We start from the raw sequence: 13,264 nt of genomic DNA, 5'->3' as shown, positions 1-13,264 counted from the left end.
TCGCCCACTCTGTCAGCTTCACACCCTCACAACGATGCTCACCCAATCGAAGTTACGCTCAGTCAAACAACCTTGAAGGCGAACAGTTAACTACCCCTGGTGACGGAGATCGAACCTCTCGGCTGGATCGCCGACCAGGTGATCACGGACGCCTGCCGCATCATCACCGAACAGCCCGGGCGCTGGGGCACGCTCGACCGGGACGACCCTTCCGAGGAGCCCCCCTCCTCCCTGGAGCCGTCGCCGGGGCGGCACGACCGCCGGTGACCGCCCGGCCGGCGACACCCGGCCGCGGAGGACCGTACCGGCCGCCTTATCCTCCCTCTCCGGGACACGAGCGGTCGTCGAGGAGGCCGGAAACGATGGTGGCGGGACGTATGGCGGCGGTGGTGCTGGCCACCTGGACCGTGCTGGTCCTGCTCCTGCTCGCGCCCTCGCTCCTGCCGGAGCGGTGGCAGTACTACGTCTACTCACCGGCGAGCGTGGGCCTGTGGATGCTGACCGTGCTCGTCGCGCCCGTCGTGACCTGCTTCGTCTTCTGGCCCTGGATCAGGACGGGCAACAGGTGACGTCCGGCGCCGTCAGCCCAGGAAATCCCTCAGCCGGTCGTTCAGCTCCTTCGGCTCGGTGAGCGGCAGGGAGTGGTGGGTGGCTCCGGGGAGCAGCGCCACCTCGCCCCGCGGGAGGGTCCGGCGGGCCCTGTCGGCGACCTTGGCGGCGTCGTGGGCGCGTCCGCGCCCGGCGAGCAGGACCAGTACCGGCATGCGGAGACCGGCGGCCCGGGGGCGGGTGCCGGCGATGAGTTTGCGGCCGGGGACGGTGGTGGCCAGCGCGTAGAGGCGCTGCCAGGTCTCGTCGGGGTGGGTGTCCGCCGTCTCCCAGGCGAGGAAGGCGCGGGTACGGGCCTGGCTCGGGCGGATCAGGGTGGGCAGCGCGCGCAGCAGGTAGCCGGGGCGGAATCCGGCGAAGACCTGGGTGGGATCGACGAGGGCGAGGCGGTCGACCCGCTGTGGTGCGTGCAGGGCGTACCTGACGGCCAGCCAGGCGCCGTAGGAGTGGCCGCACAGGTGGGTGCGGGTGAGCCCGAGCCCGTTCAGCAGTGCGTCCAGCCAGGCGGTCAGGTCGTCGGCGTTCCTCAGCGGTGCGCCCCGGCGTTCGGTGCGGCCGGCGTCGCCCAGCAGGTCGACCGCGTGGACCCGGTACCGCCCGCCGAGGGCCGGTGCGTTGGCGAACCAGACCAGGCCGGTGGCGGAGCCGCCGGGCAGCAGCACGAGCGGGCTGCCGTCCGCCGGGCCGTACACATGGACCCGGGTGCGCCCGTACGGCGTGGCGACGTCACGCTCCTCGGTGGAGTCGGGCCAGCGGGCGCGGAGTTCGTCGTAGGCACGGTCGAAAGCCGACGGGGACACGGACATTCCTCTCGCACAGCGATAATCTCGCTCAGCGATAATCTCGTTCAGCGAGAGAATATGCAAGGGGCCGAGGAGTGTGCATGGACGATCAGAGCCCGGTGATGGGGCTGGTTCACTCGCTGCGCGCGGTGACCATGGAATTCGACCTGCTCGGCGCCGAGTTCGCCGCGCGCCACGGGCTGCATCCCACCGATGTGCGCGCGCTGATCCACCTGCTGGACGCGGCACGGGCCGGTACCCGTGCCACACCCGGGTGGCTCGGCGAGCAACTGCGCCTGAACTCGTCCGGGACCACCGCCCTGGTGGACCGGCTGGAGCGGCTCGGGTGGGTCCGGCGCAGCAGGGACACGGCCGACCGGCGACGGGTGCTGCTGGAGGTGGAGGAGGAGGCCACACGACTCGGGTGGGCCTTCTTCGGGACGGTGATCGGCGAGGTGGTGACGGCCGCGGAAGGCTTCGAGGAGGGCGAGTTGGAGACGGTACGCCGCTTTCTGGCCTCGGTACTGGAGGCCACCAGGCGGGCGCGTTCGGCCTGACGGGTCCGCGGCACGCCGAAGCGGGAGGGAGGGCGGGCCCGGCAAGGCCTCCGAGCTGATCCTGGACGTCAGCCGCGACGGCCGACCGGTCACCGACCTGGAGCCCTGCCTCGGCGCCTACGGCCACCTGGTCGCCCCGCGCTCCGGCGACCTCGCCCACCCGAACGGCGAACCCGGTGACGGCACCACCGCACCCGGCCCCGACCCCCTACGATCGGCGCCGTGACGGAACTGGTGCGGCCGCTGGGGACCGGCGATCCGGAACGGCTCGGGCCGTGGAGGCTGCTGGGGGTGCTCGGGGCCGGCGGCATGGGGACCGTCTACCTGGGGCAGGCGGGACGGCGGCTGGCCGCGGTGAAGACCCTGCGGTCCGAGAACGCGGGCGACCCGCACTTCCTGGCACGCTTCAGGCGCGAGATACGCGCGGCCGGCGCCGTACGGAATCCGTGCGTGGCGCGGGTGTACGACGCCGACCTCGACGGCCATGTGCCGTGGTTCGCCGGGGAGTTCGTTCCCGGGCCCACGCTGGAGCGCACCGTCACCGACCGGGGACCCCTGCCGCCGGAGACGGTCCGGGTGCTGGGCGCCCTGCTCGCGCACGCGCTGCGGGCACTGCACGCGGCCGAAGTCGTGCACCGGGATCTGAAACCGTCCAACGTGCTGCTGACCGCCAACGGTGTGCGCGTCGTGGACTTCGGCATCGCGCGCCTGCCGGACGCGACGGCCCTCACCCTGACCGCACAACGGCCGGGTTCCGCGGGCTACATGTCACCGGAACAGGTCCTCGGCGGTGAACTCGGTCCCCCGAGCGACATCTTCGTCCTGGGAGCGCTGCTCGCCTTCGCGAGCACCGGACACCACGCGTTCGGCGCCCACGCCGCGCTGGTGGACTTCGCCATCGCCCACGAGGAGCCCGACCTCACCTCCGTACCGGACGGGCTGCGCCAGGTGCTCGCCCGGTGCCTGGCCAAGGATCCCGCGCTGCGGCCGACGGCGGCGGAGCTTCAGGAGCTGTGGAGCGGGGACGGCGGCCGTGCGTTCCCCGGGCGGGCGGCCGCCCGCGTCCCGGTTCCGGCGGACTGGCTGCCGCCGGGCGTCCTGCTGGACATCGCCGCCCGCGAGCGCCGCGCCGCCGAACTGGCCGGGCACCCGGTCCCCGCGGGACGCCCGGGCGGCCGGCGGCCGCTCCGCCGGCGCTCGGTGCTCGCCGCGGCCGGCGGGTCGCTGCTGCTCGCCGGCGCGGGCACCGCGGCCTGGCGGTGGTACGCCGACGACGACGCCCGGAGCGACCCGGACGCGGCTCCCGTACCGCGCTGGACGGGCGCCCCCGGCACCCAGCCGGATCCCCTGTGGGAGGTCTCCGGCCTCGCGCCCGAGCCGCCGTTCGCGCCGGCCGCGGCGGGAGCACTGCTGCTGGCCGCGCTCCCCGGCGACGGCGTGGTGGCGCTCGACGCCCGTACCGGGAAGGAACGCTGGCGGACGGAGGACATCCGCGCCGTGGTGACCGCCGAACAGCCCCTCGCCCTCGCCCTCGACGGAGACGGTGCGCCGGTCGCCCTCGCACCGGACACCGGAACCGTACGCTGGCGCGGCTCCGGCGGACTGCGCGCACTCCTGGCCGCCGACGGCGACACCGTGTACGCGCTCGACGGCTCCGGCGGGATCACGGCCGTGCGCACCGGGGACGGCACCCGGCGCTGGCGGCGGACGGCGCCCTCCGGCACCGGTGCGTCCGCGCGGGCCACCGTCGCGCACGGACTGCTCCTGCTCGCCGGGGACGACGGCGTGGTGCACGCGCTGCGCACCCGGGACGGCGCGGAGGCCTGGCGGCAGGAGACCGGCGCCGGCGCCGCGCTGCGGCCTGCCGCGGGCGACGGCGCCGTTCACCTGGGCGGCACGCGGCTGCGCGCCCTGCGGTCGGCGGACGGCACACCGCTGTGGGAACTGCCGAGCCAGGACTCCGCCGAGGGCTCCGCCGGTTTCGGGCCGCCCACGGTGCACGGCGACCACCTGTACGTGACGGACGGCGACGTCCTGCGCAGGGTGGCGCGCCGGGATCCCGCCTCCGGCACGGAGTTCGACATGAGCGGGGAGTGGGACCCGTTCGGCAGCCGGCCGGGGCCGCGTGCCGGCGCCGCTCCCGTCGTCGCGGGCGACGGCGTCCACCTGACGCCGGCCGATCCGGCGGCCGGTGTCCTCACCGTACGGATCAGCACGATGGAGGAGCAGTACCGTTTCGTCCCGCCGGGCGATCCGGCGGACGCGTGGCTGGTGACGGTGGTGCGCGGCATACCGGTCCTGCAGTGCGGGGAGCGGCTGTTCGCCCTGCCTCCGCTGTGACCCGGTTGTGACGGCGCGGGCCGCCACCTGCCGTCGTGGTGTCCTAGGATTTCCCACCGTCCTTGCAACAGAGGGGGGTTGGGGACCGTGAGGGATCTGAACGGGGCGGACCCACGGCAGTTCGGCCCGTACCGGACACTCGCGGTGCTGCGGGAGGCGGGCACCACCCGCGGCTACCTGGCGCGCGGGGACGACGGACGCACCGTCACCGTCACCGCGGCGGAGCCACGGCTGGCGGCGGTCCCCGTCTTCCGCCGCCGCTTCCGCCAGGAGCTCGCGACGGCGGCACGGCTGGCGGGGCCGTGGGCGCAGCCCGTGCTCGCCTCCGCGCCGGACGACCCGGTGCCCTGGTTCGCCTCACCGTTCGTCCCCTCCCTCTCGCTCGCCGAGGCCGTGGCCCTGGCGGGGCCGCTGCCCGAACCGGTCGTACGGGCCGTGGGCGCGGCCCTCGCCGAGACGCTCGAACGCATTCGCGCGGCGGCCGGCGGGGCGTTCCAGGGGCTCGGTCCCGAGGTGGTGCTGCTGGCCGCCGACGGTCCCCGGATCAGCGCGTTCGGCCCGCTGGGCGCGGCCACGGCGGCGGCGGAGGGGCCGGGAGGCGGACTGTCCGTGACGCTCGGCTACCTGACACCGGAGCAGGTCGCCGGCCACCGGCCGGGGCCGCCCGCCGACGTCTTCGTCCTGGGCACCCTGCTGGCGTACGCGGCCACGGGCACGAACCCCTTCGACGTGGACACCGCGGGCGCGGGCCCTCTCGGCGCGGACACCGCGGGCCCGGACACCGCGGGCCCGGACACCGCGGGCCCGGATCCCGCGGGCGCGGACCCCGCCGATGCGCGTCCCGCCGCCGGGGACGTCTCCCCGAGCGCCGCACGCCACCGGGCCTCCGAACGCATCGCGCACCGGGAGCCCGCTCTCGCCTCCGTCCCCGAGGGGCTGCGTCCGGTGCTCGCCCGGTGCCTGGCCAAGGACCCGGCGCGGCGGCCGGAGCCGTCCGTGCTCGCGGCCGTCCTCGCTCCCTCCGGCGCGGCGGCGGCGGTGGAAGCGGGCCCGCTGCCGGCCCGGCTGACCGCCGCCCTGGCGGAGCAGGCGTCGGCCGTGCTCGGGCTGGAGGCGCGGGAGGACCGGGACGACCGGAAGGGAGCCGTGCCGGCCGTCCCGGCCACACCGACCGTGCCGGACGCGAGCCCGGCACCCGAAGCCGGCCCGGCGGCCGGGCAGGACACCCCGCCGGACCGGTCCCCCGCGCGCCGTGCCGTACGCCTGGACCGCAGGACCCTGCTGACCGGGGCGCTGTCCGGCGCGGCGGGGCTGGCGCTCGGCGGCGGCGTCACGGCGTGGGCGACCGACGACCGCCCGAGCCCCGCCGCGGCGGGGAAACCGGCCGCGCGGAAGCCGCGCAAACCCGTCCCCGGAGTGCCCCCGGCGGCGCTGTGGGCGCACGACATGCCGGGCACGCTGCTCCACGGCAGCCCCGCCCTCCACGGCGACGTGCTGCTGCTGCCGGGTGACTCCCTCGTCGCCCTGAACGTCCGTACCGGCAGGGAACTGTGGCGGCGCAGGGAACCGATGGACCTCCCTTCCCACCCCGTGCGGGTCGACGACGAACTCCTCGTGACGCTGGGCGTCCAGGGGCTGCTGTGGCGCTCCGTGAAGGACGGCGCCCGCCGGCACAAGGTCCCCTACGAGCAGATCCTCGAAACCGGCGAGGACATGGCCGGCCCCGAACTGGTGGCCCGGGACGGTGCGGTGGTCTGGTTCAAGGGCAACGTCGAGAAGACGGCCGGCACCGGCACGAAGACCGACGGCACCGACGGGAAGACCCTCACCCTTTTCGCATACGACGTCGTACGGCGCGAACCGCTGTGGCGAAAACCCCTCGCGGAGAACGAGTACGTCGCCTGGGCCGTCCCCCACCGCGGCCTCCTGGTGTCGTCGCGGGACGCGCCCCGGCCCAAGGACGAGAAGGCACGGAAGAAGCAGCCCGAGGGACTGCAGGAGTTCTTCGCACTGGACCGCGCCTCGGGCAAGGAGGCGTGGGCGAGAACCATCGATGATCTGACCATCAGCGCCTCGTGCGCCCTGTCCGGCACGGGAACGCTGTACGCCGCGCAGGACAACGAGCTGCGGGCGTACGAGCTGCGTACCGGCCGGGAGCTCTGGCGCAAGCGCCATCCGTACCCGGACAGCAGGTTCGGGGAGCCGCTCCTCACCGGGGACACCCTGTACGTCGCGGACAACGACCCGACCGTGTACGCCCTCGACCCGGCCGACGGACGGCAGCGGTGGAGCCGCGGGACCGGCTTCCTGGCCGGGAGCGGCGCACCCTCCTCCGTGGCCGTCAGCGCGTCCGGCGCCACCGCGCTCTCCCTCGACGCCGTCCAGGTCACCGCGTTCGCCGCGGCGAGCGGTGAACGGCTGTGGAAGTTCCAGGCCGTGGGCGAGCAGGACTCCGGCGGCCTCGACCCGTACGAGCTGCTGACCGTCGAGGGGATCTGCGTGGTCCGGTACGGCATGTCCTTCTACGGCGTCCCGGTGGAGTGAGCGCCGTATGAGCACTGTGCGGCCCCTCGCCCACGACGACCCCGACCGCCTGGGCCGCTACCGGCTGATCGGCAGGCTGGGCAGCGGCGGCATGGGGACGGTCTTCCTGGCCCGTACGCCCGGCGGGCGCACCGTCGCGCTCAAGACGGTGCACCCGCGGTTCGCCGCCGAACCCGAGTTCCGCGTCCGGTTCCGTCTGGAGGCGGAGGCGGCCCGCGCGATCGGCGCCCGGCACGGCGCGGCCGTGGTCGACTGCGATCCCGACGGGGCCGTGCCCTGGCTGGCCACCGAGTACCTGCTCGGACCCGCGCTCGACGAGGCGGTGGGCCTGGCGGGACCGCTGCCCGAACACACCGTGCGGGCCGTGGGCGCCCGCCTCGCGGACGCGCTCGACGAGATCCACCGTACGGGCATCGTGCACCGCGATCTCAAGCCGTCCAACATCCTGCTCACCGCGGCCGGACCGAGGATCATCGACTTCGGCATCGCCCGCGCGCTCGGCGCCCAGCGGCTCACCGCGACCGGACAGGTCGTGGGCACCCCGGCCTACATGTCACCGGAGCAGGCGACGGGGCACGACCACGGCCCCGAGGGCGACGTCTTCGCCCTCGGCGGTGTGCTGCTCTTCGCCGCGACCGGACACCCGCCGTTCCCGGGGGACAGCGCGGCGGACATCCTGTACCGCGTCCGGTACGGGGAGCCGGACCTGACCCACGTCCCCGACGGCCTGCGGACGGTCATCGCGTCCTGCCTGCGCAAGGAGGCCGCCGACCGCCCGGCGCCGGCCCTGCTCTCCTCGGAACTCGGGGCGGGCGGGGGCACGTTCGCGGAGTCGCTGCCGGAGGCGGTCCTCGCCGACCTCGCCGCCCGCACCACGCGCCTGTGGGATCCGCACCCCGTACGCGCACCGGCACCCGCTCCGGACCCCGGCGCGCGTACGGAGACCGGCGCGCCGCCGGCGCCACGGCGCCGGGCCCTGTTCGCGCTGGGCGGAGGGCTCCTCGCGGCCGGCGCCCTGACGGCGGGCGCCGTCGCGTACACCCGGCGGGGGCGGCAGGGCCCCGGGAACGGCGAGCGGACCGCGGCGGACGCCGGGTCGGGCCCGCCCGAGGCCGCCTGGACGTTCACGGGGTCCTTCGACCACAAGGTCCGGCCCGTGGCGGCGGGCGGTGTCGTCCTGGTCAGGGACGCGCTCCGGCCCCGCTACACCGCCGTGGACGCCGCCACCGGGCGGAAGAAGTGGACGCGGGACCCGCTGCGGGACGTCCTGGACACGGACGGCGGACTGCTCGCCGTCCTCGACGAGGACGGCAGCCCGGCGGGATCGTCCCCGGTCCGCCCCGCGCTCCTCCGGCTCGACCCGGAGACGGGCCGCACGAGCCCGCTGCACGACTCCCTGGGCACCCCCGCCCTCGAACCGACGTTCCTGCTGACGGCCGACCGGCGGACGGTCTACGTCCTGGCCCGACTGCCCGGCCCGGGCGGGGAGCCCGCGCGGCCGTTCCTGAGCGCGTACGACCTGGTCAGCGGCGCGGAGCGCTGGCGCGAGGCACTGCCGGGGAAGGGGGTGGGGGCCGAACCTCTGAGCGCCGTCACCGAGGGCGGGCGGCTGGTCTGCGTCACCCGGCTCGGACTGGTCGTCCGCGCCGCCGACACCGGCCGGACGCTGTACGAGGAGCGGCTGGTCGACCCGGCCCGGTACGACGTGGACGAGGAGAGCGACCTGCCGGCGCCGAGCGCGGCCGCGGTACGGGACGGACGGATCCACGTCAGCCAGGGCGAGGTGCTGGCACTCGACGCGCGCAGCGGCGAGACGCTGTGGCGCTGGGGGGCCGAGGAGCCCAGCACCTGGCCCGGCGGCCCGGTCTACGGCGCGCCGGCCGTCCAGGACGGCACGGTGTACGTCGTGGCGGCGCCCGAGGACACCCAGGGCACGGCCGAGCAGGCCGCCTGGCGGCTGATCGCGCTGGACGCCGCGACCGGTGAGTTCCGCTGGGACCACCGCGCCCCGCTGCGGCTGTGGCCCGGCCCGCCCCTGCTGCACGGCGGACTGGCCCTGCTGGCCCCCTTCGACGAGCGCCGGCTGCTGTACGCGGTGGACCTGCGGGACCACAAGGCCGCGTGGACCTTCTCCGGCCCCGCGCGCGACACGGCCTCCCCCTCCCTCACGACGACGTCCGGCCACGTCCACGTCCTCCGGGCGGGCGAACTCACGGCACTGCCCCTGCGGGAGTGAACGGCGGCACGTCCACGGTCACGGCCGCCGGGGACGTCGCCCGCATCCGGCCGCACGGGGTACGCCTCCCGGGGCGGCCGACGGGAAACCCCGGGTCGACGTCCCCTCGCCGCCCGTCGCCGCACGCGTGGCGGGACTTCTCGCACCGGCTGCACGAGTCGGGGCGTCGGGCTTGCTGCCCGGAGTGGCTCCGCGCCGGGGTTCTCACGGATCGGGCGGGGCTTTCGGGGCCCGCCCTCGTCCCGTGCCGGGAGGGGGCACCTTGCCGAAGGCGCGCATGGCGAGAGCACCGGGCGCGAGGAGGAGGAAGGCGTACTCCCGGCCGAGGGCGTTCGAGGGTGAAGACCGGCTCCCGGTCCGGCGGCGGGACGGCCGGGCAGGTGAACATGCCGGCGAGTTCTCCCCGGCCGGACAACCGGAATGGCGCCGAGACCCACCTTCATGACACGGGGGGAGTCGGGTGTCCCGGCTGGCGACCTGTGCAACCGTGAGCATGTGGCAGCCGAGTGTCCACCAGAAGCTCATCCGAGCGGCATATGAGCAACACGGGCCGAAGTGCTCACGGTTCTCCAGCAGACACACCACTCCCCCGCCGCCCGAGCGGACATCCCCTTCCCTACGGACCGGCAGGCATGTCGGCTCGCTTCGTCCCGACGGTCCGCAGCACCGTCAGCACCAGGGTCCGGGCCGCCTCCACCGTCTCCCGGAGGGACACGTGTTCGCGGTCGCTGTGGGCCACCGTGATGTCCCCGGGGCCGTACTGCAGCGTCGGTATCCCGGCGCCGGTGTAGTGCCGCAGGTCGCTGCCGTAGGTGGCGCCGCGCCGCCTGGGCCGGGGGCGGCCCGTCGCGTCGGCGTACGCGGAACCGGTCACGTCCGCGAGGACGTGGCCCTCGGGCAGCCGGCCGCTCGCGAACTGCCCGCCCGGCCAGCTCACCACGGCCGGATGGTCCCGCAGCCAGGGGTCGGCGGCGCACGCCTCGGCCACGCACCGTTCGAACTCGGCGCGCGCGTCCGTCGGTTCCTCACCGAGGCGTACGCCGAACCGCCCCTCGGCGACCAGCAGGCCGGGCACGCTGCTCGCCCAGTCCCCGGCACGCACGGTGCCCACCGACAGGCCGTACGGGATCGGGTACTCGGCGAGCAGCGGGTCCGGGTCCCGGTTCCGTCCGGTCTCCAGCGCGGCCAGCGCCCGGTGCAGGGGAAGGTAGGCGTCGACGGCACTGACTCCCTGCTCCCGTGAACTGCCGTGCGCCGCCCTGCCGGGCACGGCGATGCGGAACGTCAGCGCGCCCGCGTTGGCGGTGATCAGCGTGCCGGCGGTCGGTTCGGCGATGACGCAGGCGTCGCCGCGGTGACCGCGCCGCAGGGTGGCGTAGGCGCCGAGGCCGCCGTCCTCCTCGCCGACGACGAAGTGCGCGGCGACCCGGCCGCGCAGCCGTATCCCGGCGGAACGTATCGCCGCGAGCGCGGCGAGGTGCGCCGCGAGCCCGGCCTTCATGTCGCAGGCCCCGCGCCCGTGCACGAGGTCCCCGGTCACCCGGGGCACGAACGGGTCACCGTCCCACGCGGCGGGATCGCCCGGCGGTACGACGTCGACGTGGCCGTTGAGGATCAGGGTGGGTCCGTCGCCCCCGTCGGGGGTGGTCCCGACCAGCCCCCACGCCTCCTCCCGGGGCGCCTCCGTCCCCGGGAAATCCGGTTCGGCGCGCAGCGCGGGCAGGTCCAGCGACCACAGGTCGACCTCCATGCCGAGCCACTCCAGCCGCCCGGCCAGCTGGTGCTGAAGCTCCGACTCGGCGCTGCTCCCGATCACGCTGGGCACGGACACCAGCTCCAGCAGCGTCCGCCCCAACGCCTCCTCGTCGACGGCCGCCAGCGCGGCGGCCTCCTCATCGGTCAGCATGCGCGCCCTCCCCTCACCGGGAAACGGCCCTCCACCGTCCCCCGCCCCCATACCTGCACGCCACACCTCCCGCCTACGCCTACCGCGCCCCGCCGCACCGCTCACCCGTCCGACGGCCGCCCGGCCACACCCCCCACCGTGAACCCGATCACCGTCCCCCCGCCCTCGCGGGAGAACGCGTACGGCGCCCCGCCGTGCGCGAGCGCCACCTCCCGCACGATGGACAGCCCGAGCCCCGACCCCGGCAGGGACCGCGCATCGGCGGCACGGTAGAACCGGTCGAACACCCGGACCAGATCGTCCTCGGCGATCCCCGGCCCCCGGTCCCGCACCTCCACCCGCACCGCCCCCGCCCGGGCCGGCCCCGCGACCCGGATCTCCACGGGAGCACGACCGCCCCGGTCGAACTTCACCGCGTTCTCGACGAGATTGGACAGCGCCCGCGTCAGCATCCCCGGCCGCCCGTCGGTCGCGGTGTCACCGCTCGCCTCGACCACGATCTCCCGCCCGGTACGGCGCCGCGCGAGACCCGCCACCTCCTCCGCGACGTCCGCGAGGTCGACCCGCTGCGGCGGCTCGGTGTCGGACTGCCCGGCCGCGAGGTCGACGAGTTCGTTGACGAGGTCGGTCAGCTCGCGGGCCTCCTGCGTGAGGTCGGCGACGAGTTCCTCCCGGGTGCCGGGCGGCAGCTCGTCGATACGGCGCAGCAGGGAGATGTTGGTGCGCAGCGAGGTGAGCGGCGTACGCAGCTCGTGCCCGGCGTCCTGGACCAGCCGCCGCTGGTCCTCCTCGGACTGGGCGAGCCGCCCCAGCATCCGGTCGAAGGCACGGCCGAGCCGCCCCACCTCGTCGTACCCGGCCACCGGCACCTGGATGCCGAGCCGCCGCGTCCGGGCGACGGCCTCGGCGGTGTTGGTGAGGACGACCAGGCGCCGGGTGATCCGCCGGGCCACCCACCAGCCGAACAGCCCCGCCCCGACCACCACCGCCGCCATCAGGATCAGCGTGCGCCGCTGAAGGGCCCGCAGCAGGTCCTCGGTGTCGCTGAACTCCTGCGCCACCTGCACCGCGCCCCGCTCACCGCCCAGCGCGACGGTCGCCACCCGGTAGACGTCGTCGCCGACGTCGACGCCCGTGTGCACGACCACCCGCCCCGCGGTCGCGGCGCCCGCGACCCGCCGGTCGGCGTCCACCACCGGCAGGCCGGGGTCACCGGGGTCGAAGACACCGCCGTCGGGCCCGAGCACCTGCACGTCGGTCCGCGCGGGCCGCACCAGGTCGTGGCCGGGCGCGGCGGAGGAGAAGTCGTGCGGCGACATCCGGTTCTCCCGGACCTCGTCCCGCAGGTCCTGCACGACCTCGTCGAACACGGACTGCTGGTCCACCCGCACCAGCCGGGCGGCGGCGTTGTACGACAGGATCCCGACCAGCACGGTGACCGTGGCGGTCACCGCGGCGAACGCCACCGCGAACGTGGTCCCCAGCGACAGCAGCCGCAGCCGCCTGCGCGAGACCGGCCGCCCGTACGGCACTCAGCCCTCCCGCAGCACGTAGCCCACCCCGCGCACGGTGTGGATGAGCTGCGGCGCGCCGGGCTCGTCGAGCTTGCGGCGCAGATAGCCGACGTAGACGGCGAGGTTCTTGGAACCGGGGCCGAAGTCGTAGCCCCAGATGCGGTCGTAGATGGTGGAGTGGTCCAGGACGATGCCCGCGTGGCGGATCAGCAGCTCCAGCAGCTCGAACTCGGTGCGGGTCAGCTCCAGTTCCCGCCCGCCCCGCCAGGCCCGGCGCGCCTGCGGGTCCATGCGCAGCCCGGCCGCCTCCACGAACCGGCCGACGGGTTCCGGCCGCGTCTCCGCGACGGGCTCGGGCACCGGGGCCGGTGCCGGGGGCACCCGGCGCAGCAGCGCGCGCAGCCGGGCGAAGACCTCCTCGACGTCGAACGGCTTGACGACGTAGTCGTCGGCGCCCGCGTCCAGGCCCGCGATCCGGTCCGCGGTCTCCACCAGCGCGGTCAGCATCAGCACCGGCGTGCGGTCGCCCTCGGCGCGCAGTACCCGGCACACCTGGAGCCCGTCGATGCCGGGCATCATCACGTCCAGGACCAGCACGTCGGGCCGGCTGCGGTGGGCCTGCGCGAGGGCCTCGACGCCGTCGGCGACGGCCGTGACCCGGTAGCCCTCCAGGGTGAGGGCGCGCTCCAGGGCGTTGCGGATGGCGCGGTCGTCTTCGGCGAGCAGAAGGGTGTGCGGCACCCGTCCAGTCTGCCAACCGCCACCGTCCCGCGGCC

The 13,264-nt window shown here is 75.4% G+C and carries 10 protein-coding genes; 6 read left to right on the top strand and 4 right to left on the bottom strand.

Annotation, left to right across the window (positions count from 1 at the left end):
- Positions 1-99 precede the first annotated feature (99 nt).
- Together IH50_RS41800 and IH50_RS0133205 are read left to right on the top strand one after the other, a co-directional pair.
- Positions 100-267, top strand: a complete 168-nt coding sequence (locus IH50_RS41800; protein ID WP_158801358.1) for a hypothetical protein — start codon at positions 100-102, stop codon at positions 265-267.
- Positions 268-362: 95 nt separating this feature from the next.
- The gene (locus IH50_RS0133205; protein WP_107062210.1) at positions 363-569 is read left to right on the top strand and encodes a hypothetical protein; all 207 of its coding nucleotides are present in this window, start codon (positions 363-365) and stop codon (positions 567-569) included.
- Positions 570-581: 12 nt separating this feature from the next.
- Here IH50_RS0133205 and IH50_RS0133200 read toward each other — a convergent pair whose 3' ends face one another.
- A complete protein-coding gene (locus tag IH50_RS0133200; protein WP_030870909.1) occupies positions 582-1,415 on the bottom strand; it encodes an alpha/beta fold hydrolase in 834 nt (277 codons plus the stop codon).
- Between the two features lie 77 nt (positions 1,416-1,492).
- Between IH50_RS0133200 and IH50_RS0133195 the strand changes: the two genes are divergently transcribed.
- From IH50_RS0133195 to IH50_RS38950, 4 genes are all read left to right on the top strand, one after another.
- Positions 1,493-1,948, top strand: coding sequence for a MarR family winged helix-turn-helix transcriptional regulator (locus IH50_RS0133195; RefSeq protein ID WP_030870907.1), 456 nt, complete (start codon positions 1,493-1,495; stop codon positions 1,946-1,948).
- A 222-nt stretch (positions 1,949-2,170) separates the two neighbouring features.
- On the top strand, positions 2,171-4,288 hold the full coding sequence (locus tag IH50_RS0133190; protein ID WP_051767544.1) for a serine/threonine-protein kinase: 2,118 nt from the start codon (positions 2,171-2,173) through the stop codon (positions 4,286-4,288).
- A gap of 87 nt (positions 4,289-4,375) precedes the next feature.
- Positions 4,376-6,832: a PQQ-binding-like beta-propeller repeat protein gene (locus tag IH50_RS0133185; protein WP_158801356.1), complete on the top strand. Its 2,457-nt coding sequence runs from the start codon at positions 4,376-4,378 to the stop codon at positions 6,830-6,832.
- Between the two features lie 7 nt (positions 6,833-6,839).
- Entirely contained in the window at positions 6,840-9,068 is a 2,229-nt protein-coding gene (locus tag IH50_RS38950) for a protein kinase domain-containing protein (RefSeq protein ID WP_030870899.1), read from the top strand.
- 616 nt (positions 9,069-9,684) lie between these two features.
- Here IH50_RS38950 and IH50_RS0133175 read toward each other — a convergent pair.
- From IH50_RS0133175 to IH50_RS0133165, 3 genes are all read right to left on the bottom strand, one after another.
- Complete coding sequence (locus IH50_RS0133175; protein ID WP_030870895.1) at positions 9,685-10,974, bottom strand: ArgE/DapE family deacylase; 1,290 nt, start codon at positions 10,972-10,974, stop codon at positions 9,685-9,687.
- 101 nt (positions 10,975-11,075) lie between these two features.
- Complete coding sequence (locus IH50_RS0133170; RefSeq protein ID WP_030870892.1) at positions 11,076-12,506, bottom strand: sensor histidine kinase; 1,431 nt, start codon at positions 12,504-12,506, stop codon at positions 11,076-11,078.
- Complete coding sequence (locus IH50_RS0133165; protein ID WP_030870890.1) at positions 12,507-13,229, bottom strand: response regulator transcription factor; 723 nt, start codon at positions 13,227-13,229, stop codon at positions 12,507-12,509.
- Positions 13,230-13,264 lie beyond the last annotated feature (35 nt).

The sequence above is a fragment of the Streptomyces sp. NRRL S-37 genome, assembly GCF_000721605.1.
Classification (GTDB): Bacteria; Actinomycetota; Actinomycetes; order Streptomycetales; family Streptomycetaceae; genus Streptomyces.
This window is presented reverse-complemented; position numbering and strand designations above follow the sequence as displayed.

Bases quoted from the DNA above. Each gene is read 5' to 3' on its own strand.
- IH50_RS0133205 (WP_107062210.1), top strand. From the start codon at position 363: ATGGTGGCGGGACGTATGGCGGCGGTGGTGCTGGCCACCTGGACCGTG.
- IH50_RS0133200 (WP_030870909.1), bottom strand. From the start codon at position 1,415: ATGTCCGTGTCCCCGTCGGCTTTCGACCGTGCCTACGACGAACTCCGC.
- IH50_RS0133195 (WP_030870907.1), top strand. From the start codon at position 1,493: ATGGACGATCAGAGCCCGGTGATGGGGCTGGTTCACTCGCTGCGCGCG.
- IH50_RS38950 (WP_030870899.1), top strand. From the start codon at position 6,840: ATGAGCACTGTGCGGCCCCTCGCCCACGACGACCCCGACCGCCTGGGC.
- IH50_RS0133175 (WP_030870895.1), bottom strand. From the start codon at position 10,974: ATGCTGACCGATGAGGAGGCCGCCGCGCTGGCGGCCGTCGACGAGGAG.